The organism is Streptomyces coeruleorubidus (genome assembly GCF_008705135.1).
Lineage (GTDB): Bacteria > Actinomycetota > Actinomycetes > Streptomycetales > Streptomycetaceae > Streptomyces > Streptomyces coeruleofuscus.
The window spans coordinates 7,530,801-7,555,178 of the sequence record NZ_CP023694.1; the positions used below are offsets into that span (position 1 = coordinate 7,530,801).

The following is a 24,378-nucleotide window of genomic DNA, read 5'->3' on the forward strand; positions in this document are numbered from 1 at the left end:
TTCACGCCGTCGCCGTCGGGCTCGGCTCGTGCGCGGACGGGGCCTCGTCGTCCATGTCCCCGCGCAGGGCGGCGATGACGAAGGCCGTCATGGAGGCCAGGCCGAGCAGCGCGAGCGGTCCCCAGATCGCCGGGACCGCCCAGAACGGCCAGCCGTTGGCGGACTGCGCCCACAGGGTGAAGAGGGCCGCGACGCCCATGCAGACGCCGTGCCACCGCACCACGCCTCCTGCCGTCGCGTGCCGCCGGTCACCCCGCGCGAACAGCGGCCACGCCCCGCCGACCAGGGCGGACAGACCGAACGCGAAACAGGCGAGCGCACCGCCGAGGCGGTCCTCGGACCAGCCCACGGGCCCGTGGGACGTCTGCTGCCGCCGCCCGTCGGCGTCCCGTACCCCGACGACCTGCCCGTGCCAGATCAGGCCGACGACCCTCTCGCCCGGCTCCAGCTCCGACACGACCGGATCGGTCTGCCGGAACGTCACGTACCAGGGCTTGCCGGAGGGCAGCAGCAGCTCCGCCTCCGGCGAGCCGTTCCGCCGCCCGCGGTTCAGGTCGGCCTTCCGGACGGTGAACTCCTGCTCCCACCGGCACCCCGACGCCTTCACGGGGACGGAGGCACAGGCCGGCGCGGCACGGAACTCCCGCTCCCGGTCCAGCGCCCCGCGGACCTCCAGCGTCATGGCCACTCCGACGACGAGCGTCGCGACACCCATCAGGAGCCACGTCACGTTCCCCGGCCCTTGCCATCCGCCCGACCCCATCGTGCCCCCCGCCTCGCCGGATTCCGCCCGAACGGTATCCGAACCTGTCGGGACCGAGCCCCTGGCAGACGGCGCCCGGGCGGGTCATGACCGGTCCGGCACACGAGCACGGGGAGCCGGGCGGGCAGCCGGGACCGGGCGCGATGGCGTACCCGAGCACAGGCGCGCTGGTCAGCGCCCAGTAGAGTGCGCCTCTGTTGCCCCCGAACCCCGAGGTACCGCGCAGTGACCCCCGCACCTGACGCACCGACCGCCGCCGTGACCGTCGTCGGGCTCGGGGCCGACGGCTGGGCCGGACTGCCCGACGCCTCCCGCACCGCGCTGCGCGAGGCCGAGGTCGTGATCGGCGGACCCCGGCAGCTGGACCTGCTGCCCCCGGAGTGCACCGGGCAGCGCCTCGCCTGGCCCTCGCCGCTGCGCCCCGCCGTCCCCGGCCTGCTCGCCGCGCACGCCGGGCGCCGGATCGCCGTACTGGCCAGCGGGGACCCCATGTTCTACGGCATCGGCCGCGCCCTCGCCGAGGAGACCGGCGCCCTGCGCGTCCTGCCGCACCCCTCCTCCGTCTCCTACGCCGCCGCCCGGCTCGGCTGGCCGCTGGAGGACGTGGAGGTCGTCACGCTCGTCGGCCGGCCCGCCGCCCGCCTGGCCGCCGCCCTGCACGACGGCCGGCGGCTGCTCGTCCTCAGCGCGGACGCCACCACTCCCGGCGAGGTCGCCGCCCTGCTGCGCGACCGGGGCTTCGGGCCCAGCCGGATGCGCGTCCTCGAACAGCTCGGCGGCGACAGGGAACGCACGACCGACGAGGCCACCGCCGACGACTGGCCCGGGGGCCGGCAGCCCGGTGATCCGCTGAACATCGTCGCCGTGGAGTGCCGCCGCGCCCCGGACGCCCTGCGGCTCGGCGCCGTGCCCGGGCTCCCGGACGAGGCCTATGAGCACGACGGGCAGCTCACCAAACGGCACATCCGCGCGGCCACGCTCGGTGTGCTCGCCCCCGCGCCCGGCGAACTGCTGTGGGACATCGGCGGCGGCTCCGGCTCGATCGCCGTCGAGTGGATGCGCACCCACCCCTCGTGCCGCGCGGTCACCGTGGAGCGGGACCCGGCGCGCGCCGAGCGGATCACCCGCAACGCCGACCGGCTCGGCGTGCCCGGACTGCGCGTCGTCACCGGCGCCGCGCCCGCCGTCCTCGCCGAACTCCCGCCACCCCACGCCGTGTTCATCGGCGGCGGTCTCACCGCGCCCGGCCTCCTCGACGCGTGCTGGGAGGCGCTGCCCGGCGGCGGGCGGCTGGTCGCCAACACCGTGACGCTGGAGTCCGAGGCGCTGCTCGCCGACGCCCACCGGCGCCACGGCGGCGAACTGGTGCGGCTCGCCGTGGCACATGCCGTGCCGGTGGGAGGCTTCACCGGGTGGCGGCAGGCGATGCCGGTGACCCAGTGGGCCGTACGGAAAACGCCCGACACCTCTTCAGGACCTTCTTCAGGAGCAGACAGATGACCGTGTACTTCATCGGTGCCGGCCCCGGCGCCGCCGACCTGATCACGGTGCGCGGCGCCCGCACGCTCGCCGCCTGCCGGGTCTGTCTGTACGCGGGCAGCCTGGTCCCGCGGGAACTGCTCGCCGAATGCCCGCCGGACGCCCGGCTGGTGGACACCGCGCAGCTCGACCTGGACCAGATCACCGCCGAGCTGCTGCGCGCCCACGAGGAGGGGCACGACGTGGCCCGGCTGCACTCCGGGGACCCCGCCGTGTTCAGCGCGGTCGCCGAGCAGATGCGGCGGCTGGACGCGGCCGGGGTGCCCTACGAGGTCGTCCCGGGCGTCCCCGCCTTCGCCGCCGCGGCCGCTTCCCTGAAGCGGGAACTGACCGTACCGACCGTCGGCCAGACCGTGATCCTCACCCGCGTCGCCAACCGGGCCACCGCCATGCCCGAGGGCGAGGACCTGGCCACCCTCGGCCGCAGCGGCGCGCTGATCGTGCTGCACCTGGCCGCCAAGTACGTGGACCGCGTGGTGGAGGAACTCCTCCCGCACTACGGCGCCGACTGCCCCGCCGCGGTCGTCGCCTACGCCTCCCGCCCGGACGAGCTGATCATCCGCGGCACCCTCGACGAGATCGGGGGGAAGACGAAGGAGGCCGGTGTGCTGCGCACGGCCGTGATCATGGTGGGGCGGACGCTCGGGGCGGAACAGTTCCGGGACAGCCACCTGTACTCGCCGGAGCGGGAACGCCACGTGTGCTGACAGCGGTGAACGTGTACGGCCCGCGCCGTCAGGCCGGCGCGCTGCGCCCGACCACCGTCCCCGCCCGGTCGATGCAGATCACGTCGACCACGACCGGCGCCCCGCGCAGCACGGTCAGGGCCTCGTCGCGGGCGGTCGTGGCGACCAGGTCGCCGAGCGGCACCCCGGCGGCCAGGCACGACTGGAGCGCGGCGAGCCCGGTGTTGGCATCCGCCACCTGTGCGGCCAGCACCTCGTCCGCGCCGCCGCGCCGAGCCAGCTCGGCGAGGAAGCCCTTGTCGACCTGGGAACGGGCCGAGTGCAGGTCGAGGTGCCCGGCGGCGAGCTTGGAGAGCTTGGCGAAACCGCCGCAGATCGTCAGGCGTTCGACGGGGTGGCGGCGGATGTACTTCAGCACGGCGCCCGCGAAGTCGCCCATGTCGAGCAGCGCGTCCTCGGGCAGCCCGTACTCGGCCACGACCGTCTTCTCCGACGTCGACCCGGTGCACCCGGCGACATGGGTACGCCCCGCCGCCCGCGCGACGTCCACGCCCCGCCGGATGGAGTCGATCCACGCCGAGCAGGAGTACGGGACGACGATGCCGGTCGTGCCCAGGATGGACAGGCCGCCCAGGATGCCGAGCCGGGGGTTCCAGGTGGAGCGGGCGATCTCCTCGCCGTGGTCGACGGAGACGGTGATCTCGACGTCGCCCGGGCCGCCGTGCCGGGCGGCGACCTCGGCGACGTGGTCGCGCATCATCTGGCGGGGGACCGGATTGACGGCCGGTTCGCCGACGGGCAGGGGCAGGCCCGGGCGGGTGACGGTGCCGACCCCGGGGCCTGCCTTGAACACGACCCCGGTTCCGGCGGGCAGCCGCCGTACCGTGACCCGGACCAGCGCGCCGTGCGTGACGTCCGGGTCGTCTCCGGCGTCCTTCACGACCCCCGCCATCGCGTGCCCGTCGCCCAGCTCCTCGACGGCCAGCGCGAACGACGGCGTCTGCCCCTTCGGCAGGGTGATCGTCACGGGGTCGGGAAACTCGCCGGTCAGCAGGGCGGTGTACGCCGCCGTCGTGGCCGCCGTCGCACAGGCGCCGGTGGTCCAGCCGGGCCGCAGGCCGGTGTGCTCCAGCTGGGCCCTGCGGCCGCCCTTCACTTCGCTGCTCATGAACGGACCTGGACTTCCATGCGCGTACTGATTCTCGGCGGCACCACGGAAGCCCGCCGTCTTGCCGAACTGCTCCACGACACGCCCGGCCTGACCTTGACCAGTTCCCTCGCCGGGCGGGTGGCCAGCCCCCGCCTGCCGCCGGGGGAGGTCCGGATCGGCGGTTTCGGCGGGGCGGAGGGGCTGGCCGCGTGGCTGCGCGAGCACCGGGTGGACGTGCTCATCGACGCCACCCACCCTTTCGCCGGGACGATCAGTTTCCACGCGGCGCGGGCCGCCGCCACCGCCCATGTTCCCCTGCTCGCCCTGCGGCGCCCCGGCTGGGTCCCCGTCGAGGGCGACGACTGGCACGACGCCGGCTCCCTCGAAGAGGCCGCGAGGCTGCTGCCCGCGCTCGGCAGGCGCGTGTTCCTCACGACCGGCCGTATGGGCCTGGCCGCGTTCGCCGGGCTGGACGACCTGTGGTTCCTCGTCCGGTCCGTGGACGCGCCCGAGGCCCCGCACCCGGCCCGCATGGAGGTGCTGCTCGACCGAGGCCCCTTCACACTCGACGGCGAGCGCGAACTGCTGCGCCGGCACCGCGTCGACGTCGTGGTGACCAAGGACAGCGGGGGAGCGGCCACCGCACCGAAACTCACGGCGGCCCGGGAGGCCGGCCTGCCGGTCCTCGTGATCCGCCGCCCCCCGGTCCCCGAGGGCGTCCCGGTCGTGACCGGTCCTGAGGAAGCGGCCCGGTGGGTCGGCGAGTGGTTCCAGGGGCGCGGGTTGCCGGCCGGCGGCTGAGAACCGGCGTGGTCCGGGGCCGGGCCGGCCGCGGTCGTCCGCTGCGCGGCCCTGCCTCCCGCCGCGTCCCTGCCCAGGGCTGTCCGGCCGCGGTTGCCCGGTACGCGGTCTCGCCTCGCGCCGGGTCCGTGACCGGCCCCGTTCTGCGAGCCGGCGGCGAGCCCGCCGCCGCGCCCCCTCACGCCTCCGGATAGCGCCGCGGAGTCCACACGATCTCCTCGCCGTCCCCGCGCCGTACGGCCCGGGTCTGGGAGGAGCCGACCAGCAGGATCGTGCGCATGTCGACCTCGGCCGGGTCCAGATCGGCCAGCCGTACGATCCGGACGCGTTCGCCGGTGCCGCCCACGTCCCGGGCCACCACGACCGGGGTGTCCGGCGCCCGGTGCTCCAGCAGCAGCTCGCGTGCCTTGCCCACCTGCCAGGTGCGGCTGCGGGAGCCGGGGTTGTACAGGGCGAGGACCAGGTCCGCCGAGGCCGCCGCGTGCAGCCGTTCGGCGATGACCTCCCAGGGCTTGAGCCGGTCGGAGAGCGAGATGGTGGCGTAGTCGTGGCCGAGCGGGGCGCCCGCGCGGGCCGCTGCCGCGTTGGCGGCGGTCACGCCCGGCAGCACCCGCACCGGGACGTCCGCGTACTCCTCGTGGGACGCGGCCTCCAGGACGGCCGTCGCCATGGCGAAGACGCCCGGGTCGCCGCCGGAGACGACCGCGACCCGCCGCCCGCGCCGGGCCAGGTCGAGGGCGAACTCGGCGCGCTCCGACTCGACCCGGTTGTCCGAGCCGTGCCGGACCTGCCCGGGCCGCCGCGGCACCCGGTCGAGGTAGGTCGTGTAGCCGATCAGGTCGTCGGCGGCGGCGAGCGCACCCCGGGTCTCGGGCGTCAGCCACAGCGGACCGGCCGGCCCGGTCCCGACCACGACGACCTCGCCCCGCTCCCGGGCCTGAGGCCGCTCGGTGTCCACCTGGCTCGGCAGCACGGCCACCGAGAAGTAGGGCACCGACTCCGCGTCCACCTCGGCCAGTTCGGCGAGCCGCTCCCCGGCCATCGTTGCCCGCTCGACGTACCGGGCGTCGCCCAGCCGTCCCGAAGCCTCCAGCGCGCCGCGCACCTTGGTGAAGGTCCGCCCCAGTTTCATCACCACGGCCGCGTCGGTCGAGGCGAGCCGTGCGGTCAGCTCCTCCTCGGGCAGGGTGCCCGGGAGGATCGTCAGCACCTCCTCGCCCTCGGCGAGCGGCGTGCCCAGCCGCGCGGCGGCGGCGGAGACGGACGTGACGCCGGGGATCACCTCGGTGTCGTAGCGGTGGGCCAGCCGCTTGTGCATGTGCATGTAGGAGCCGTAGAAGAGCGGATCCCCCTCGGCGAGGACCGCGACCGTCCGCCCCGCGTCCAGGTGCGCGGCGAGCCGGGCCGACGCCTCGGCGTAGAACTCCTCCATCGCACCCTGGTAGCCGCCGGGATGGTCGGTGGTCTCGGTCGTGACCGGGTAGACCAGCCGCTCCTCGATGTGGTCGGCGCGGATGTGCTTCGCCGCGATCGAGCGGGCGATGGAACGGCCGTGCCGGGCGCTGTGGTACGCGATCACGTCCGCCTCGGCGATGACCTCCACGGCCCGTACGGTCATCAGGGACGGGTCACCGGGGCCGAGCCCGACCCCGTACAGCCGCCCCGTTGTGGACTGCTTGCCGCTCACTCTTCCTCACTCGCGATCGCGTTGAGCGCGGCGGCGGCGATGGCGCTGCCCCCGCGACGGCCGCGCACGACCAGGTGCTCCAGGCCGGACGGATGCGCGGCCAGGGCGTCCTTGGACTCGGCGGCCCCGACGAAGCCGACCGGCACACCGATCACGGCGGCCGGGCGCGGAGCCCCCTCCTCGATCATCTCCAGCAGCCGGAACAGCGCGGTCGGCGCGTTGCCGACGGCCACCACCGAGCCCTCCAGCCGGTCCCGCCACAGCTCCATCGCGGCGGCGCTGCGCGTGGTGCCCAGCTTCGCGGCCAGCTCCGGCACGGACGGGTCGGAGAGCGTGCAGAGCACGTCGTTGCCGGCCGGCAGCCGCTTGCGCGTCACCCCGCTGGCCACCATCTGCACATCGGTGAAGATGGGCGCGCCCGCGCGCAGGGCCGCACGGGCCCGGGCCACCACGGCCGGCGTGTAGGCCAGGTCCCGTACGAGGTCGACCATCCCGCAGGCGTGGATCATCCGGACCGCGACCTGGCTGACGTCGGCGGGCAGGGCCGCGAGGTCCGCCTCCGCGCGGATGGTGGCGAAGGACTGGCGGTAGATGGCCGCGCCGTCCTTCTCGTAGTCGTACGTGGTCACGGTGGTCTTCTCGCTGCTCTCGGTCGTCGTAGGGGTGGTCATGAGGTGATCTCCGCCAGGGCGGCGGCGAGTCGGGCGGGGTCGTTCATCGTGCTGGTCCGGGGCTCCTCGCCGCGTACGGCGGTGGAGAGCCGGTAGCCGCCGTCCGGAGCGGCGACCACGTCCACGCGGTCGCCCCGGGGGTGCCCGCAGCGGCGTTCGCAGCCGGACCAGTACAGGGGCAGGCCGTGCGGGGCGATCGCGCCGAGGGTTCCGGCCGCGTCGGTCCGTACGTCCGCCTGCGACTTGGCGCATCCCGGCCTGCCGACGCAGGCGCCGACGCGCAGCCAGGGGGAGCCCGGGTCGGTGACGAGGCCGGTGGCGGCGAGGCGGGCGAGGGACTCGTCGGCGCGGGTCCGCGGTGTGGGAAGAACCACACCGCGCCACGGCGTCAGACGCAGCTCACCGGCGGCGACATGCGTCAGTTCCCGCCATTGGCGCACCGAGAGCCGGCCCAGCGGTACGTGCACGGAGAGGCCGTCACCGACGACTCCCGGGGGCGGTCCGTCCGCGCGGCCGGTCTCCCGGCCCCGCCGCTCGTGGCGGATGCCCTCGGCGGTCAGGCGCCGGCCGACCGCATCGAGCAACTCGCCGTCAGCAAGGGCGAGTTCCTCCACGCGCCAGACCTGTGCCCCGCTCGCCCGGGCCGCCTCCAGGAAGGTCTCCGCGGCCAGCAGCGCGGCCCGCGCCGCCTCCCCGGCGGTGACGTGCAGCGCATCGCCGGCCGCTCCGAGGCCGAGCCGCGCACCGCCGTCCGCCGTCGCCCGTACCGTCACATCGGCACCGAGACCGGCCACGTCCCCGCGTCCGTCGTCGAGCGCGAACAGGAAACGCCCCGAGAGGGCCTGTGCCGCCTCGCTCGCGCACAGCGCCGCGTCGAGGGCCGTCAGCCAGGGGCGTACGTCCAGCGCGCCCCGCCCGTCGAGACCGGACAGCGGCGAGGCCACGATGTTGCGCACCCGCTCGTGCCCGCGCGAGGGCAGCAGCCCGGCGGCGTCCAGCAGCCCGGCCAACTCCCCGGCGCAGCCGCCGTCCAGACCCCGGAGCTGCACGTTGCCGCGCGAGGTCAGATGCAGGTCACCGTCGCCCAGCCGCTCCGCCACGTCGGCGAGCGCCCGCGCCTGCCGCACGGTCAGGACCCCGCCGGGGACCCGGACACGGGCCAGCGCGCCGTCGTCCGCCGCGTGCAGCCGCAGCGTCCCCGGGCATGCGTCACCGCGGTCCCGGGAGACCGCTGTGGCCTGGGGCGATGAACGGAGGGCAGGCGTGGACATGGCGGCGAGCATACCTACCATCACACCCGGTGTATGCCCCGCCCTTTTCCCCCGACCCTTACTATGCTCCTCGGTGGATCATCCGGTCCGCCGACGCCACGACGGCGACAGGGGAGGAAGCCCGGTGCGAGTCCGGCGCGGTCCCGCCACTGTGAGCCCGGCCCACACGGGCCGGGCGAGCCAGGAACTCCCGCCGTCCCACCACCCGCCCGGGGCGCGGACACCCCGAGGAAGGCCAGCCGCCGCATGCTGCACTCATCCGGGGAACGACTCCCGAACCCCCGCATCCTGCTCCTGTCGACCTCCGACACCGACCTGCTCAGCGCCCGCGCGGCCGCCGGCCCGGTCCCGTACCGCTTCGCCAACCCCTCCCGCCTCGCCCTCGACGACCTCCCCGCGCTCCTCGACGGCGTCGGCCTGGTCGTCGTACGCCTCCTCGGCGGCATCCGGGCCTGGCAGGACGGACTCGACCTGCTCCTCGCCGACGGCCGCCCGGTCGTCGTCCTCACCGGCGAACAGGCCCCCGACGCCCAGCTGATGGCGTCCTCCACGGTCCCCATCGGCATCGCCGCCGAGGCACACGCCTACCTCGCGCACGGCGGCCCGGCCAACCTGGAGCAGCTCGCCCGCTTCCTCTCCGACACGGTCCTGCTCACCGGCCACGGCTTCGAGGCCCCGGAAGCCGCCCCCACCTGGGGCCCGCTGCCCCGGGAGGGCCGGGACACCGACGGCCCGACCGTCGCCGTGCTCTACTACCGGGCCCACCACATGAGCGGCAACACCGCCTTCGCCGGCGCCCTGTGCGACGCGATCGAGGACGCGGGCGGCCGGCCCCTGCCCCTGTACGTGGCCTCCCTGCGCGCCCCCGAGCCCGAGCTGATCGAGGAACTCCGCGCCGCCGACGCCATCGTCACCACCGTCCTCGCCGCCGGCGGCACCAAGCCCGCCGAAGCGTCGGCCGGCGGCGACGACGAGTCCTGGGACGCGGGCGCGCTCACGGCCCTCGACGTACCGATCCTCCAGGCCCTGTGCCTCACCGGCTCACGGACCGACTGGGCGGACAACGACGAGGGCGTCTCCCCGCTCGACGCGGCCAGCCAGATCGCCGTCCCCGAGTTCGACGGCCGCCTCATCACCGTCCCGTTCTCCTTCAAGGAGATCGACGCCGACGGCCTCCCGGCCTACGTCGCCGACCCCGAGCGCGCCGCCCGGGTCGCCGGAATCGCCGTACGCCACGCCCGGCTCCGCCACATCCGGCCCGCCGACAAGCGCCTCGCGCTGGTCCTCTCCGCCTACCCGACCAAGCACTCCCGCATCGGCAACGCGGTCGGCCTGGACACCCCCGCCAGCGCCATCGCCCTGCTGCGCCGGCTCCGCGACGAGGGCTACGACTTCGGAACGGACGCGGAGGTGCCCGGCCTGGCCTCCGGTGACGGGGACGAGCTGATCCGCGCGCTGATCGAGGCGGGCGGCCACGACCAGGACTGGCTCACCGAGGAGCAACTGGCCCGCAACCCGGTGCGGATCCCGGCGGCCGACTACCGCCGCTGGTTCGCCACGCTCCCCGGGGAACTGCGCACGGCGGTGGAGGAGCACTGGGGCCCGGCCCCCGGCGAGATGTTCGTCGACCGCAGCCGTGACCCGGAGGGCGACATCGTCCTCGCGGCCCTGCGCTTCGGCAACCTGCTGATCCTCATCCAGCCCCCGCGCGGCTTCGGCGAGAACCCGATCGCGATCTACCACGACCCGGACCTGCCGCCCTCCCACCACTACCTGGCCGCCTACCGCTGGATCGCCGCCCGGACCGAGGACGGCGGCTTCGGCGCCGACGCGATGATCCACCTCGGCAAGCACGGCAACCTGGAGTGGCTGCCCGGCAAGAACGCCGGCCTGTCCGCCGCCTGCGGCCCCGACGCCGCCCTCGGCGACCTCCCCCTGATCTACCCGTTCCTGGTCAACGACCCCGGCGAGGGCACCCAGGCCAAGCGCCGCGTCCACGCCACCCTCGTCGACCACCTCGTCCCGCCCATGGCCCGCGCCGACTCCTACGGCGACATCGCGCGCCTGGAGCAACTCCTCGACGAGTACGCCCAGATCTCCTCCATGGACCCCGCCAAGCTCCCGGCGATCCGCGCCCAGATCTGGACCCTCATCCAGGCCGCCCGGCTCGACCACGACCTCGGCCTGGAGGACCGCCCGGACGACGACGGCTTCGACGACTTCCTCCTGCACGTCGACGGCTGGCTCTGCGAGGTCAAGGACGCCCAGATCCGCGACGGCCTGCACGTCCTCGGCAATCCGCCCCAGGGCGCGGACCGCGTCAACCTCGTCCTCGCCATCCTCCGCGCCCGCCAGATCTGGGGCGGCGCCACGGCCCTGCCCGGCCTGCGCGAGGCGCTCGGCCTGGACGAGTCCGCCGCGACCCGCACGACCGCCGACGAGGCCGAGGAGCAGGCCCGCGCCCTGGTCCAGGCCATGGAGGACGCGGGCTGGGACCCGGCCGCGGTCCCCACCGAACACGGTGAACAGGTCGCCGCCATCCTTCGGTTCGCGGCCCGCGAGGTCGTGCCCCGCCTCGCCGCGACCACCGCCGAGGTCGACCACACCGTGCACGCGCTGGCGGGCGGCTTCGTCCCGGCGGGCCCCTCGGGGTCACCCCTGCGGGGCCTGGTCAACGTCCTCCCGACGGGCCGCAACTTCTACTCGGTCGACCCCAAGGCGGTCCCCTCCCGCCTCGCCTGGGAGACCGGCCAGGCGCTCGCCGACTCCCTCCTGGAGCGCTACCGCGCCGACAACGGCGACTGGCCCACCTCCGTCGGCCTCTCCCTGTGGGGTACCAGCGCCATGCGCACGGCGGGCGACGACGTGGCGGAAGCCCTCGCCCTGCTCGGCATCCGCCCCGTCTGGGACGACGCCTCCCGCCGGGTGACGGGCCTGGAGCCCGTCCCGTACGAGGAGCTGGGCCGCCCCCGTATCGACGTCACCCTCCGCATCTCGGGCTTCTTCCGGGACGCCTTCCCGCACACCATCGGCCTGCTGGACGACGCCGTACGCCTGGCCGCCTCGCTGGACGAGCCGGCCGAGGCCAACCACGTACGGGCCCACGTCCAGGCGGACGTGGCGTCCCACGGCGACGAACGCCGCGCCACCACGCGCATCTTCGGCTCGCGCCCCGGCACCTACGGCGCCGGCCTGCTCCAGCTCATCGACTCCCGCGACTGGCGCACCGACGCCGACCTCGCCGAGGTCTACACGGTCTGGGGCGGCTACGCCTACGGCCGTGAACTCGACGGCCGCCCGGCCCGCGAGGAGATGGAGACCGCGTACAAGCGCATCGAGGTCGCCGCGAAGAACACGGACACGCGCGAGCACGACATCGCCGACTCCGACGACTACTTCCAGTACCACGGCGGCATGGTGGCGACGGTCCGGGCGCTGCGCGGCACGGCTCCCGAGGCGTACATCGGCGACTCCACGCGCCCCGAGACGGTCCGCACCCGCACCCTCGTCGAGGAGACCTCCCGGGTCTTCCGGGCCCGCGTGGTCAACCCCAAGTGGATCGAGGCGATGCGCCGCCACGGCTACAAGGGCGCCTTCGAACTCGCCGCCACCGTCGACTACCTCTTCGGCTACGACGCCACCACCGGCGTGATCGCCGACTGGATGTACGACAAGCTCACCGAGACCTACGTCCTGGACCCGGCCAACCGCGAGTTCCTCCAGGAGGCCAACCCCTGGGCCCTGCACGGCATCGCCGAACGCCTGCTGGAGGCGGAGTCCCGCGGCATGTGGGAGAAGCCGGACCCGGCCGTGCTGGAGGGTCTGCGGCAGGTGTACCTGGAGACGGAGGGGGACCTGGAAGGCGACGGGTGATCGTTCCGCACCGTCACCCGGCGGGGTGCGCAGGCCTCAGGACCATGAGCGAGCCTTCCAAGGCCGCCACCATGGCGAAAGGGAACCGGTCGACCTCGAGACAGAGTGCGACGTCATCGGAATGGACTCCTTGACGCACCCCCTGCGCCAACTCGGCGGCGGCACGCGACGCGGCGGCGCGGCGGACGAACCCGGCGGCGTCCGTCGCGTCCTCCGTGGTCCTGCGAGCGATGTACTGAGCACACGCCAGATCCTCGTCGGCCTGCCCGTCTTCGCCGGTGACCACGAACGTGACGCCGTCGCTCTCGCGCGTCCGCAGGACCCGGGCCGTCGCCTCCGCCACCACGAAGCCGGCGCACAGCACCAGCGACGCCTCCTTGACCGCGAGGGCGCCGACCGTGCCTGCCGTGGTCTTCTGCACGACGGTCCGTCCGCCGAGGTCGGCAGACCGCAGCAGTCCCGGCGAGTTGACCAGGTCGAACCCGGGCGCGGGCGGACCGTCCTTGAGCGCCGCCCAGTCCGGGTGGCGAGCCTTGAGGGCCAGGGCATCGTCCAGCGACTCAGCGAGAACGATCTTCTCCGCTCCCTGGCCGAACGCCCAAGCCGCCACGGTGAAAGCACGCATCACGTCGACCACGACCGCCACCGACGGGGCTTCGACGAGCTCTGGTATGCCAAGGAAACGAGTGTCCGTACCGATCATGATCGCGGATGCCCGTTCAGCCGTCCTTGCCCCGGTCGAACCACATCGTCGCCACCGTCGGCAGCAGACCGGCCCAGAACAGCACCTGCGGGACCGTGCGTTCCGTCCACGGGATCTGGGTGATCAGCAGGGCGCAGACCATGGCCCACGCCGCCTGGGCCAGGGCGACACGGGGCCAGGTGCGTCGGTGGAGCAGCGAGCGCAGATTGACCTGGACGCCGGCGCGCAGCCTCCGGTACCTCAGCAGGGCGCCCAGGGCCCAGACCACGGCCATGGGGACGAGGTCCCAGAGCCGCTGGCCCAGCGGCAGCGGCAGCTCCCGCTGGGTCTCGCCCTCGGTCGCGAACAGGTCGATGCCCACACCGGCGAGAGCCAGGCAGAGCAGGGCCGGCCAGCGGATGCCGCGCAGCAGACGGTAGGAGGCGTCGTCCAGGCCGCTGCGCATCGGGGCGGAGTCCGGGGCGGTGGCCAGCGCGTCGGCGTACAGGGTCGCGGCCTCCGCCGCCTTGACGCCGGGAGCGGTCGCCGCCTTCTTCGTCCGCCGGGCCAGTGCCTGCTCGTGCTGCGGGTCGAGCCGGAGGATGGCCTCGTCCAATTGGCCGGCGACGGTCCGGTTGCCCGCCATGTCGGCGATCAGCCACGCCACCTCGTAGGCGAACACCTCCTCCGGGCCCAACCTCATGGCCTCCTGGGCGAGTTCGCCGGCCTCCCGCAGGGCGGCGTCCTGGTCCTCGCGCCGGACCTGGCCGCCGTTGGCCCGCCCGGAGCGGATCGCCCTGATGCGCCAGAGCCAGTTGGCGAGCAGCGCGTAGCCGTACCAGTTCTCGGGGGCGAGGCGGATCACCTCGCGCAGCACGCCCTCGGTCTCCAGGAAGCGGCCCGCGGCACGCAGGGCGTGCGCGTGCATGACGAGCGCCCCGATGTCCTCGGAGTCCAGCGCCAGTGCCCGCTCCGTCGCCTCCAGGGCCTTCGGCCCGTCCTCCTCGTCCATGAGATGGCTGCGGGCGAGCTTGACCCAGGCCCGGACGTCGTCGGGGTCCTCCGCGAGCCGCCGCGCCAGCAGCTCGCGGGCCTCCTCGTACCGCTTGAGGTCGATGAGCAGGTCGGCCCGCTCCACGGCGGGGTGCACGGTGGCGGTCACAGCTTGCGCCTCTTCTTCAGGTAGGCCACCAGGTCGTCGTACATCCCGCCCTCGTTGGCGAACATCGCCACGTTCCGCGCGGAGGCGAACCACGGCTCGGCCGACGGGACGACCTCCTTCGCGGCGGCCAGCAAGTCCTTCATGCCGATCATCCGGACCGTCCCGGTGCGCGCCGAGTCCAGCAGCGCCCGCTCGGCCGCCGCCTCGCAGACATGCGCCAGGTCCGCGCCCGACAGGCCGTCCGTGGCCTTGACCAGCTTGCCCAGGTCGACGTTCTCGATGGGCCGGTCCCGCAGGTGGTAGCGGAGGATCGCCTCCCGGGCCGGACCGTCGGGAGGCAGGACCAGGATCGTCCGGTCCAGCCGGCCGGGACGGCGCAGGGCGTTGTCCACGTCCCAGGGCACGTTCGTGGCGGCCAGCACGAACACGCCCTCGTTCGCCGCCGAGTCGATGCCGTCCAGCTCGGTGAGGAGCTGGTTCACCGTGTTGCGCATGCCGCTGTGCGCGGTGCGGCTGCGCTTGGCGCCGAGCGCGTCCAGCTCGTCCAGGAAGACCACGCAGGGCGCCTGGCGGCGGGCGGTCTCGAACACCTCGTGCATGTTGCGCTCGGAGTTGCCGATCCACATGTCGAGCACGTCGTTGACCGACACCGACAGGAACGCGGCGCCGAGTTCCCCGGCGACCGCGCGGGCGATGAACGTCTTCCCGCAGCCGGGCGGCCCGTACAGCAGCAGCCCGCCGCGCAGGCTCTTGCCGTACAGCTTGCGCAGCTCGGGGTTGCGCAGCGGCGCCAGGAACGCCGCCTCCAGGCGGTCCTTGACCTCCTGCATGCCGCCGACGTCGGCCAGCCGCACCCCGCCGGGCGTCTCCACGTCCCACGCCTCGGCGCCGCCGGGATCGTCCTGTCCGTCCGCGCGGACCGGCGCCTCGACGAACCGCGGCGGCACCACGTCCCCCACCTGCTCCTCGGCGGCCCGCCAGTCGAACCCCGGCCGCCGGTCCGGGGGTTGCGCCGGCGCCGGGGCCGGCGCGCCCATCGCCCGGGCCATCAGGTCACGGGCCTGGGCGTCGCCCGGCGCGTGCTGAAGGGCCACGGCCGCCTCGGCGACGGCGGCCTCCGAACGGCCCGCCTCCAGCAGGAGTTGGGCCAGGTGCAACCGCAGGGGTACGTCCGCGGGAGCGGCGGCGACGGCGGTGCGCAGACTCTGTATGAGAGGGGAGTCGTCCGGCATGATCCACAGCCTACGCCCGCCCTGCGACGCCTCGGGAGGCGCTCGGCGTCCAGCCGTGTACCGGCGATCACTCTCGCTTACTATGCTCGCTTCATGCCGGCGGAGGCCGGCAGCAAGGAGCGGACCGCCATGGACGGACTGCCGGGGAGGCAAGGCCCGAGGACATGCTGAGAGAGGTCACCGCGACCCGCTACGTCGCACCCCTGACGTCCGGCGGATCCGTACCCGGAGTCGTCGAGGCCGACGACCTGGGCACCTACGTCGTGAAGTTCACCGGCTCCGCACAGGGCCGCAAGGCACTGGTCGCCGAGGTGATCGTGGGGGAGCTGGCCCGCGCCCTCGGGCTGCGCTTCCCCGAGCTGGTGCTGGTGCACTTCGACCCGGTGATCGCGCGGGACGAGCCGCACCAGGAGGTGCGGGGCCTGCACGCGGCCAGCGAGGGCGTGAACCTCGGCATGGACTACCTGCCGGGCGCCCGGGACTTCACGCCGGACATCGCGCGGGTCTTCCCCGTCGATCCCCTGGAGGCGGGGAGGATCGTCTGGCTCGACGCCCTGACCGTGAACGTCGACCGCACGGTCCACAGCTCCAACCTGATGGTCTGGCCCACCCTGGGCGTGGCGCCGCCGCGCCTGTGGCTGATCGACCACGGTGCCGCGCTCGTGTTCCACCACCGCTGGGACGGCACCGACCCCGCCAAGGTGTACGACTTCCGGCACCACGCCCTCGGCCACTACGGACCCGACGTCCGGGCCGCCGACGCCGAGCTGGCTCCCAGGGTGACCGAGGAGCTGCTGCGCCGGATCCTCGCCGAGGTCCCGGACGCCTGGCTCGCGGACGAGCCGGGCTTCGCCACCGCGCGGGAGGCACGCGAGGCGTACGTGTCGTACCTCCACGCGCGCGTGCGGGCTTCCGAGGCCTGGCTGCCCACCGACTTCCCCGGCCGGGAGCAGCTCGCCGCCGAGGAGGCCCGCCGGGCGGCGCGCAGCCGGCAAGGACGCCCCGCGTGGCTCCGGCAGGTCCCCGACCTGCACGGCAAGCCCGCGGCCGAACAGGATTGGTCGGTGCACCTCGGATGAGTGGCCGTGTCGAGATCGAATACTGCACCCAGTGCCGCTGGCTGCCGCGTGCGGCCTGGCTGGCGCAGGAGCTGCTCACGACGTTCGAGTCCGAGCTGACGGAACTGGCGCTGAAGCCCGGCAAGGGCGGGGTGTTCGTCGTCCGCGTCGGCGACGAGGTCGTCTGGGACCGGCGCGAGCAGGGCTTCCCCGAGCCGACGGCAGTGAAGCGGGCCGTGCGCGACCGAGTGGCCCCGGGGAAGCCCCTGGGCCACTCGGACAAGCCGTCCGCCGAGCCCTCCGCGGACTGAGTCAGCCCTTGAGCTGCTCGTACGCCGGGAGCGTCAGGAAGTCGGCGTAGTCCTCGTCGAGGGAGACCGTCAGCAGCAGGTCGTGCGCCTGCTGCCAGTTGCCGGCCGCGAAGGCCTCCTCGCCGACCTCGGCCTTGATGTTCGCCAGCTCCTCGGCGGCGACCTTGCGGGCCAGGTCGGCCGTGACCGGCTCGCCGTTGTCGAGGACGACGCCCGCGTTGATCCACTGCCAGATCTGGGAGCGGGAGATCTCGGCGGTGGCGGCGTCCTCCATCAGGTTGAAGATCGCAACCGCGCCGAGTCCGCGCAGCCAGGCCTCGATGTAGCGGATGCCGACCTGCACGGCGTTCACCAGACCCGCGTACGTCGGCTTGGCGTCCAGCGAGTCGATCGCGATCAGGTCGGCCGCCTTGACGTCGACGTCCTCGCGCAGCCGGTCCTTCTGGTGGGGCTTGTCGCCGAGGACCTTGTCGAAGGACTCCATGGCGATCGGCACCAGGTCGGGGTGGGCGACCCAGGAGCCGTCGAAACCGTCGTTCGCCTCGCGGTCCTTGTCGGCGCGGACCTTCTCGAACGCGACCTTGTTGACCTCCGCGTCCCGGCGGGACGGGATGAACGCCGCCATGCCGCCGATCGCGTGCGCGCCGCGCTTGTGGCAGGTACGGACGAGGAGTTCGGTGTACGCGCGCATGAACGGGGCCGTCATCGTCACCGCGTTGCGGTCCGGCAGGACGAACCTGGCGCCGCCGTCCCGGAAGTTCTTGACGATGGAGAACAGGTAGTCCCAGCGGCCCGCGTTCAGCCCGGAGGCGTGGTCGCGCAGCTCGTAGAGGATCTCCTCCATCTCGTACGCGGCCGTGATGGTCTCGATCAGGACCGTGGCGCGCACGGTGCCCTGCGGGATGCCGACGTAGTCCTGCGCGAAGACGAAGACCTCGTTCCAGAGGCGGGCCTCCAGGTGCGACTCCGTCTTCGGCAGGTAGAAGTACGGGCCCTTGCCCAGGCCCAGCAGGCGCTTGGCGTTGTGGAAGAAGTACAGGCCGAAGTCGACGAGCGCGCCGGGCACCGGGGTGCCGTCCGCGTCGGCGAGGTGGCGCTCGTTCAGGTGCCAGCCGCGCGGGCGCATGACGACCGTGGCGAGTTCCTCGTTCGCCTTCAGGGCGTACGACTTGCCCGACTTCGGGTCAGTGAAGTCGATGTTCCGGGTGTAGGCGTCGATCAGGTTGAGCTGGCCGAGGACCACGTTCTCCCAGGTCGGTGCGGAGGCGTCCTCGAAGTCCGCGAGCCACACCTTCGCGCCCGAGTTGAGGGCGTTGATGGTCATCTTCCGGTCGGTGGGGCCGGTGATCTCGACCCGCCGGTCGTTCAGGGCGTCGGGGGCCGGGGCGACCTTCCAGGAGTCGTCGGCGCGGATCGCGGCGGTCTCCGGGAGGAAGTCGAGGGAGGAGGTGCGGGCGATCTCGGCGCGGCGCTCGGCGCGGCGGGCGAGGAGTTCGTCACGGCGGGGCGTGAACCGCCGGTGCAGCTCGGCCACGAAGGCGAGCGCCGCTTCGGTGAGGACCTCCTCCTGCCGCGGCAGGGGTTCGGCGTCGACGACGGCCAGCGGGGACGGCGCTGGTGCGGACATGAACTGTCACTTCCTTCAGCGAGCTACGAAGACGAACCGGCGGTTCGGCACCGGGTGCCAGTCTTCCCGGATACGGCGTTCGGCGCCCGCGGGGGCATCGGGCGCTTCTGAACAGTGGATACTAGTTTCCTCATGGTGGAAGTTCAATCATCTGTTGATGTCGAGATTCTCCGAGTCGAGGCAAGGTGGCTCTCCGTGCCACTCCCTTCACTCAAGGTGGGCCAGATCGGCTTCCGTGTCGATGTCGAAGGGCCGGGCCACGTCCCCGCACTCGACGAGCCTGATCCCCGGCTCGTGCTCCTTCAGATAGGCGCGTGCCCCCCGGTCCCCGGTCGCAGTCGCGGCGATGCCCGCCCAGTGAGCCGCACCGAACAGGACCGGATGCCCGCGCACTCCGTCGTACGCGGCCGACACCAGAGACTCCTCGTCCTCGTACGCCCCGAGGACCCGGGCCACCGCCTCCGGGCCGATACCGGGCTGGTCGACGAGCGAGACCAGGGCGGCCGCCGCACCCGTGCCGGCGAGCGAGTCCAGCCCGGCCCGCAGGGACGTGCCCATGCCCTCTTCCCAGTCGGGGTTGCCGACCAGGACGCATCCCGGCAGTGCGGCTCGCGCCCGGACCTCGTCCGCCCGGGCGCCCAGCACCACGTGGACCCGCTCGCAGCCGCCCTCGCGCAACACCCGCACCGCGTGCTCCACGAGCGGCCGCCCCCGGTGGGTGAGCAGCGCCTTGGGGCGCCCGCCGAGCCGCCGCCCGCCCCCGGCGGCGAGCAGTACCCCCGCAACCGCACGCGTCCTTTTCGTCGTCTTACGTGTCGTCATGGATCCTGCATACCGCACGAGCTCGGGCCGGGAAGTCACGCAGCGGAGCAAGTCGATGACGCAACGGACTGGCGCCCGGTGGCCCACGTCGTTTACTGTCGCCCGCACCGACCGGCCGGGCGGCCGACCGGCGCCCGGTGTGGGGGACTTCGCGTCGGAAGGGCACGCGCACGACGGAGTGCGAGGGGGAGGACTGTGTTGCGGAGCGTTGAGCAGAGGCGGCAGGGGCCTGTGACCGGCGGCGACGAGGATCCGCGCGTGACGGAGCTGCGCTCCGCCGTCGCCCGGCTGCGCCGCCGGCTCGCCGCCCATCCCGGCGAGTTCGCCGACCGGACCATCGCCGAGGAGGAACTCGCCGCCCTGGACGCCATGGCGGCCGACGGCACCCCCGAGATCCCACGGCTGCGCCGCTCCCTCCTGCTGATCGCGGGCGCGATCGGCTCGGTGAGCGCGCTGGCCCCGGAACTGGCGGAGGTCCGCCGGGCCGTGGACCTCTTCGGCGGGCCGGTGCGGGGGCAGGGCTGAGGCTCTCTTCGGATCAGGCGGAAGGGTACGCCGGAGCCGGTCAACCATGCCGGTGGTAAGCCTTGTTGGCGATCCGCCACCTGTCGCCGACGCGGACCAGCAGGAAGACGTCGGTGAAGGTGTCCGCGCCGTGCAGGAGCGTCATGGTCGCCGTCGCGACGGTGCCGTGGACGTCGACGGTGTCGATGCGGCGGGAGCGGGCCGGCTCGTCCGCGGCCGGCCGGCCCGTGAAGAGAGCGCAGTACTCCTCCAGGGGCCATGAGACGAACGCGCCGTCCCGGATCCCCTCGACGTGGGCGGTGGGCAGGAACGCGTCACGGAAGTGGGCGGGGTCGCCGGTGGCGTGCCCGCGGACGTAGGCGCGGAGCGGTTCGAGCACCGCGTCATCGGCGGCGGGGGCGGTGGCCGCGGTGGCGATGTCCGCCTCGGGGCCGGCGGGGACGTCCGCCAGGCCGGCCGCGCTGCGCAACGGCGTGTTCGACGCGGCGGCCAGCAGAGCCATGTCCTTGGCCAGTGCGCCGATCGTGAACTCGGCCGCGGCGGTGACGGGCTCGCCGGTGAGAAAAGCCCGCTTGTGCGCCACAAGCCCGCCGAGCCGGCCGAGTTCGAGTACGTCCAGTACCTGGTCGCGGGGCAGGCCGAGGGCGTCGCCCTGCCGCAGTGAGTCGCGCAGCGCGAGGACCGCGCCGGCGAGGCCGTTGTTGGCGATCAGCTTGAGCGCGGCGGCGGTGGCGGCATCCCCGACGGTCAGCACCGAGCCCAGCGTTTCCAGCACCGGCCGGGCCCCGTCCAAGGTGTCTCCCTCGGCGGCGGCGAGAATGCGCAGGGCACCGGCGGAGGCGGCCGGAACCGAGCCGAGCACGGGCGCGTGGACGTAGAACGGGCCGAGCCGCCGGGCCAGTTCCGACGCTTCGGCGGGGGAGATGGTGCTGGTGTTGACCACGATCGTGTCGGCTCGCAGCGCGCCACGGACGTCGTCGAGGACCTGCCGGCAGGCCGGACCGTCGAACAGCGCCAGGAGTGCCAGGCCGGCCTCCGCCACGGCGTCGCGCGGGTCGCCGGTCGTCCTGACGGCGCCCGAGGTGCGTCCGGACCGTGTCCAGCCGATGACGGTGCGGCCCTGAGCGGCCAGTCGGGTCGCGATCGCGTCGCCCATGCGCCCCAGGCCGAGGACGGCGATCGTGTGCGGTGTGGTCATGGCGCCAGAGTGGTGGACTTCGGCGGCTGCGAACAGCGCAGATCTCGCAGCCCCGCCCTGCGGGGTGCGCATACCGGCTGGTCATACTGTGATCATGGACCTGACGGTGTGGCGAACCTTCGTGACGGTGTGCCGGCTCGGGTCGCTGTCCGCGGCGGCCGCCGAGCTCCACCACACGCAGTCGGCGGTCTCCCGGCAGATCGCCGGGCTGGAGCGGCAGCTCGGCGTGCCTCTGATGGAGCGTCATGCGCGCGGTGTGCGTCCGACGCCGGCCGGCGAGGTCTTCCGGCGCCACGCCCTCGCCACCCTCAACGAGGCCGACCGCGCTGTCCGCGCCGTACGTGACGCCCGTGACGGGGCGGTCAGCCCCCTGGCCGTCGGTGCGACACCCTCACTGGCCGCGGGGATCGTGCCCGAGGCCATCCGGGCCCTGCTGGAGCGCGACCGGGCGGTCCGCTGGAGCCTGCTTCCCGGTCTGAGCCCCGACCTGCACCAGCGCGTGATCACCGGCGATCTCGACCTCGCCGTCGTCACGGACGCACCGCCGGGACTGCCCCACGACCCGAGGGTCGAGCGCCGCTTCCTCGGGCTGGACGAGATGGTCGTCGCGCTGCCCCTCGGCCATCCGCAGGCCGGACGCGGCCCGGTGCACATGCGGACGCTGGCCGAACAGACCTGGGTCGAGGACAACGACGGCTCGGCGGCGCTCCTGCGCCGGCACGCCGCCCGCGCCGGAGTCAGTGCCCGCATCGACCTCGCCGCGGCCGATCTGCCCGGCAAGCTGGCCCTGGTCGCGACCGGTCACGCGATCGCGCTGATACCCGGCGTGCTGACGTGCGCACTGCGCACCGACGTCACCACGGTGAGCCTGCTGGATCCCCCCACCCGGGGCGTCTACACGATCACACCCCGCCGCGACCCGCATCCCACCGCGGCGCTCCTGCTCGACCGACTCGCCACGGCCTTCGCCCCCGCCGGTCCCACGGACTCGTGACCGGGTCGTCGTGACCCGTCAGGCGGGGTTCTGGGTCGCCAGGGCCTCGGACAGTTCGCCGGCGACCTGCTGGAGGACCGGCACGATCTTCTCCGTCGCCGCCTCCGTGACCCGGCCCGCCGGGCCGGAGATGGAAATGGCCGCGGCGGTGGGGGAGTCGGGCACCGAGACCGCCAGGCAGCGGACGCCGATCTCCTGCTCGTTGTCGTCGATCGCGTAGCCCTGGCGGCGCACGTCCTCCAGCGCCGCGAGGAACCCGTCGGGCGTCGTGATGGTCTTCTCCGTCGCGGCGGGCATGCCCGTACGGTTCAGCAGGGCGCGCACCTCCTCCGGCGGGAAACCGGCGAGCAGGGCCTTGCCCACGCCCGTGGAGTGCGGCAGCACGCGCCGGCCGACCTCCGTGAACATGCGCATCGAGTGCTTCGACGGCACCTGCGCCACGTAGACGATCTCGTCCCCGTCCAGCAGCGCCATGTTCGCCGTCTCGCCGGTCTCCTCGACCAGCCGGGCGAGATACGGCCGCGCCCAGGTGCCCAGCAGCCGGGAGGCGGACTCGCCGAGACGGATCAGGCGCGGGCCGAGAGCGTACCGGCGGTTGCTCTGCTGCCGTACGTACCCGCAGGCCACCAGCGTGCGCATCAGGCGGTGGATGGTCGGCAGGGGCAGCCCGCTGCTCGCGGACAGCTCGCTCAGACCGACCTCGCCGCCCGCGTCCGCCATCCGTTCGAGCAGGTCGAAGGCGCGCTCCAGGGACTGGACCCCGCCGTTGGCGGAGGACCGGGGGGAGTCGGTGGTGCTGGCGCTGGACGTCGGCACGGCGCGTTCCTTTCGGGTAGCATTTCGCTTCCCGGGATATTAATTCCGCTTCGTGGAAAAGTCCAGGGGAGGGGTGCTGGTGTGTCCTGTAGCAGTGTGCCCTTGACGGGGCCGGAACGGGAGTGAAGACTCCTTCAACAGAACGTTGAAGAAAGGGGTCCGGGTGTCCGACGCTGAACTGGTGCTTCGCTCGACGCGTGTCATCACTCCCGAGGGGACGCGCGCCGCATCGGTCGCGGTCGCCGCGGGCAAGATCACTGCCGTCCTCCCGTACGACGCACCCGTACCGGAGACCGCCCGCCTGGAGGACCTGGGCGACCACGTCCTGCTGCCCGGCCTGGTCGACACCCACGTGCACGTCAACGATCCCGGACGCACCGAGTGGGAGGGCTTCTGGACCGCCACCCGCGCCGCCGCGGCCGGCGGCATCACGACCCTCGTCGACATGCCCCTCAACTCCCTCCCGCCGACCACGACCGTCGCGCACCTGCGGACCAAGCAGCAGGTCGCCGCCGACAAGGCGCACATCGACGTCGGCTTCTGGGGCGGCGCCCTGCCCGACAACACCACCGACCTGCGCCCGCTGCACGAGGCCGGCGTCTTCGGCTTCAAGGCGTTCCTGTCGCCGTCCGGAGTCGACGAGTTCCCGCACCTCGAACGGGACCCGCTCGCCCGCACCATGACCGAGATCGCCGCCTTCGACGGCCTGCTCATCGTGCACGCCGAGGACCCCCACCTCCTCGCCTCCGCCCCGCAGCGGCCCGGCCCCAGATACGCCGACTTCCTCGCCTCCCGCCCCCGGGACGCCGAGGACACCGCCATCGCCCGGCTCATCCGCGAGGCGAAGGCCCTCGACGCGCGCGTGCACGTGCTCCACCTGTCCTCCAGCGACGCCCTGCCGATGATCGCCGAGGCGCGGGCGGAGGGCGTCCGCGTCACCGTGGAGACCTGCCCCCACTACCTCACCCTCACCGCCGAGGAAGTCCCCGACGGAGCCAGCGAGTTCAAGTGCTGCCCGCCGATCCGCGAGGCCGCCAACCAGGACCTGCTCTGGCAGGCGCTGGCCGACGGCACCATCGACTGCGTCGTCACCGACCACTCCCCGTCCACCGCCGACCTGAAGACCGACGACTTCGCTACGGCCTGGGGCGGCATCTCCGGGCTCCAGCTGAGCCTGTCGGCGGTGTGGACCGAGGCCCGCAGGCGCGGGCACGGCCTGGAGGACGTGGTCCGCTGGATGTCCGCGCGGACGTCCGAACTCGTCGGGCTCGACGACCGCAAGGGCGCCATCGCGGCCGGCCGCGACGCCGACTTCGCCGTCCTCGCCCCCGACGAGACCTTCACCGTCGACCCCGTGGCCCTCCAGCACCGCAACCACGTCACGGCCTACGCGGGCAGGACCCTGTACGGCGTCGTGAAGTCCACCTGGCTGCGCGGGCAGCGCATCGTCGCGGACGGCGAGTTCACCGAACCGAAGGGGCGACTCCTCACCCGAACCGACTGATCCCCA

Annotated in this window: 21 protein-coding genes and 1 riboswitch; of the genes, 9 read left to right on the forward strand and 12 right to left on the reverse strand. The window is 73.7% G+C overall.

Annotated features, from left to right (window positions below; translation table 11 throughout):
* Window position 1 precedes the first annotated feature (1 nt).
* Complete coding sequence (locus CP976_RS34735; RefSeq protein WP_150483875.1) at window positions 2-730, reverse strand: hypothetical protein; 729 nt, start codon at window positions 728-730, stop codon at window positions 2-4.
* 258 nt (window positions 731-988) lie between these two features.
* Here CP976_RS34735 and cbiE point away from each other — a divergent pair, with 258 nt between their 5' ends.
* Both cbiE and cobM read left to right on the forward strand, forming a co-directional pair.
* A complete protein-coding gene (cbiE, locus tag CP976_RS34740; RefSeq protein WP_150483876.1) occupies window positions 989-2,263 on the forward strand; it encodes a precorrin-6y C5,15-methyltransferase (decarboxylating) subunit CbiE in 1,275 nt (424 codons plus the stop codon).
* Entirely contained in the window at window positions 2,260-3,009 is a 750-nt protein-coding gene (cobM, locus tag CP976_RS34745) for a precorrin-4 C(11)-methyltransferase (RefSeq protein WP_150483877.1), read from the forward strand. The genes cbiE and cobM overlap by 4 nt, the downstream gene beginning before the upstream one ends.
* Before the next feature lie 28 nt (window positions 3,010-3,037).
* On the opposite strand, the gene CP976_RS34750 is transcribed toward cobM, so the two are convergent.
* Entirely contained in the window at window positions 3,038-4,156 is a 1,119-nt protein-coding gene (locus CP976_RS34750) for a cobalt-precorrin-5B (C(1))-methyltransferase (RefSeq protein WP_150483878.1), read from the reverse strand.
* Window positions 4,157-4,174: 18 nt separating this feature from the next.
* Between CP976_RS34750 and CP976_RS34755 the strand changes: the two genes are divergently transcribed.
* Window positions 4,175-4,939: a cobalt-precorrin-6A reductase gene (locus CP976_RS34755; protein WP_150483879.1), complete on the forward strand. Its 765-nt coding sequence runs from the start codon at window positions 4,175-4,177 to the stop codon at window positions 4,937-4,939.
* A 178-nt stretch (window positions 4,940-5,117) separates the two neighbouring features.
* On the opposite strand, the gene CP976_RS34760 is transcribed toward CP976_RS34755, so the two are convergent.
* The 3 genes from CP976_RS34760 to cobG are packed head-to-tail and all read right to left on the reverse strand — an operon-like array spanning window position 5,118 to window position 8,580.
* Window positions 5,118-6,626, reverse strand: a complete 1,509-nt coding sequence (locus CP976_RS34760) for a precorrin-2 C(20)-methyltransferase (RefSeq protein ID WP_150483880.1) — start codon at window positions 6,624-6,626, stop codon at window positions 5,118-5,120.
* The gene (locus CP976_RS34765) at window positions 6,623-7,297 is read right to left on the reverse strand and encodes a precorrin-8X methylmutase (RefSeq protein ID WP_190146823.1); all 675 of its coding nucleotides are present in this window, start codon (window positions 7,295-7,297) and stop codon (window positions 6,623-6,625) included. Before CP976_RS34765 ends, CP976_RS34760 begins: the two co-directional genes overlap by 4 nt.
* Complete coding sequence (gene cobG, locus CP976_RS34770; protein WP_190146844.1) at window positions 7,294-8,580, reverse strand: precorrin-3B synthase; 1,287 nt, start codon at window positions 8,578-8,580, stop codon at window positions 7,294-7,296. The genes CP976_RS34765 and cobG overlap by 4 nt, the downstream gene beginning before the upstream one ends.
* 101 nt (window positions 8,581-8,681) lie before the next feature.
* Window positions 8,682-8,758: riboswitch (cobalamin riboswitch) on the forward strand.
* 56 nt (window positions 8,759-8,814) lie between these two features.
* On the opposite strand from cobG, the gene cobN reads away from it, so the two are divergent.
* Window positions 8,815-12,441: a cobaltochelatase subunit CobN gene (gene cobN, locus CP976_RS34775; protein WP_150483882.1), complete on the forward strand. Its 3,627-nt coding sequence runs from the start codon at window positions 8,815-8,817 to the stop codon at window positions 12,439-12,441.
* Window positions 12,442-12,454: 13 nt separating this feature from the next.
* On the opposite strand, the gene CP976_RS34780 is transcribed toward cobN, so the two are convergent.
* Genes CP976_RS34780 through CP976_RS34790 form a run of 3 tightly spaced genes read right to left on the reverse strand, consistent with a single transcriptional unit; the run spans window position 12,455 to window position 15,517 of the window.
* A complete protein-coding gene (locus tag CP976_RS34780) occupies window positions 12,455-13,144 on the reverse strand; it encodes a 2-phosphosulfolactate phosphatase (protein ID WP_150483883.1) in 690 nt (229 codons plus the stop codon).
* 16 nt (window positions 13,145-13,160) lie between these two features.
* Entirely contained in the window at window positions 13,161-14,285 is a 1,125-nt protein-coding gene (locus CP976_RS34785; RefSeq protein WP_229875293.1) for a tetratricopeptide repeat protein, read from the reverse strand.
* On the reverse strand, window positions 14,282-15,517 hold the full coding sequence (locus CP976_RS34790; protein WP_150483885.1) for an ATP-binding protein: 1,236 nt from the start codon (window positions 15,515-15,517) through the stop codon (window positions 14,282-14,284). The genes CP976_RS34785 and CP976_RS34790 overlap by 4 nt, the downstream gene beginning before the upstream one ends.
* 164 nt (window positions 15,518-15,681) lie before the next feature.
* On the opposite strand from CP976_RS34790, the gene CP976_RS34800 reads away from it, so the two are divergent.
* Both CP976_RS34800 and CP976_RS34805 read left to right on the forward strand, forming a co-directional pair.
* Entirely contained in the window at window positions 15,682-16,596 is a 915-nt protein-coding gene (locus CP976_RS34800; protein WP_150483887.1) for a HipA family kinase, read from the forward strand.
* On the forward strand, window positions 16,593-16,886 hold the full coding sequence (locus tag CP976_RS34805) for an Rdx family protein (protein ID WP_150483888.1): 294 nt from the start codon (window positions 16,593-16,595) through the stop codon (window positions 16,884-16,886). The genes CP976_RS34800 and CP976_RS34805 overlap by 4 nt, the downstream gene beginning before the upstream one ends.
* Window position 16,887: 1 nt before the next feature.
* On the opposite strand, the gene aceB is transcribed toward CP976_RS34805, so the two are convergent.
* A complete protein-coding gene (gene aceB / locus CP976_RS34810; protein ID WP_150483889.1) occupies window positions 16,888-18,513 on the reverse strand; it encodes a malate synthase A in 1,626 nt (541 codons plus the stop codon).
* Between the two features lie 207 nt (window positions 18,514-18,720).
* On the reverse strand, window positions 18,721-19,335 hold the full coding sequence (locus tag CP976_RS34815; RefSeq protein ID WP_150483890.1) for a nucleotidyltransferase family protein: 615 nt from the start codon (window positions 19,333-19,335) through the stop codon (window positions 18,721-18,723).
* A 195-nt stretch (window positions 19,336-19,530) separates the two neighbouring features.
* Between CP976_RS34815 and CP976_RS34820 the strand changes: the two genes are divergently transcribed.
* The gene (locus tag CP976_RS34820; RefSeq protein WP_086600025.1) at window positions 19,531-19,860 is read left to right on the forward strand and encodes a DUF5955 family protein; all 330 of its coding nucleotides are present in this window, start codon (window positions 19,531-19,533) and stop codon (window positions 19,858-19,860) included.
* A 40-nt stretch (window positions 19,861-19,900) separates the two neighbouring features.
* Here CP976_RS34820 and CP976_RS34825 read toward each other — a convergent pair whose 3' ends face one another.
* Window positions 19,901-21,058, reverse strand: coding sequence for a nuclear transport factor 2 family protein (locus tag CP976_RS34825; protein WP_150483891.1), 1,158 nt, complete (start codon window positions 21,056-21,058; stop codon window positions 19,901-19,903).
* A 94-nt stretch (window positions 21,059-21,152) separates the two neighbouring features.
* On the opposite strand from CP976_RS34825, the gene CP976_RS34830 reads away from it, so the two are divergent.
* On the forward strand, window positions 21,153-22,052 hold the full coding sequence (locus tag CP976_RS34830) for a LysR family transcriptional regulator (RefSeq protein WP_150483892.1): 900 nt from the start codon (window positions 21,153-21,155) through the stop codon (window positions 22,050-22,052).
* An 18-nt stretch (window positions 22,053-22,070) separates the two neighbouring features.
* Here CP976_RS34830 and CP976_RS34835 read toward each other — a convergent pair whose 3' ends face one another.
* Window positions 22,071-22,868 carry an IclR family transcriptional regulator gene (locus CP976_RS34835; protein ID WP_150483893.1) on the reverse strand — a complete coding sequence of 266 codons (798 nt, stop codon included), beginning with the start codon at window positions 22,866-22,868 and terminating at the stop codon, window positions 22,071-22,073.
* 163 nt (window positions 22,869-23,031) lie between these two features.
* Between CP976_RS34835 and allB the strand changes: the two genes are divergently transcribed.
* Window positions 23,032-24,372, forward strand: a complete 1,341-nt coding sequence (gene allB / locus CP976_RS34840; RefSeq protein ID WP_150483894.1) for an allantoinase AllB — start codon at window positions 23,032-23,034, stop codon at window positions 24,370-24,372.
* The last annotated feature ends 6 nt before the right edge of the window (window positions 24,373-24,378 follow it).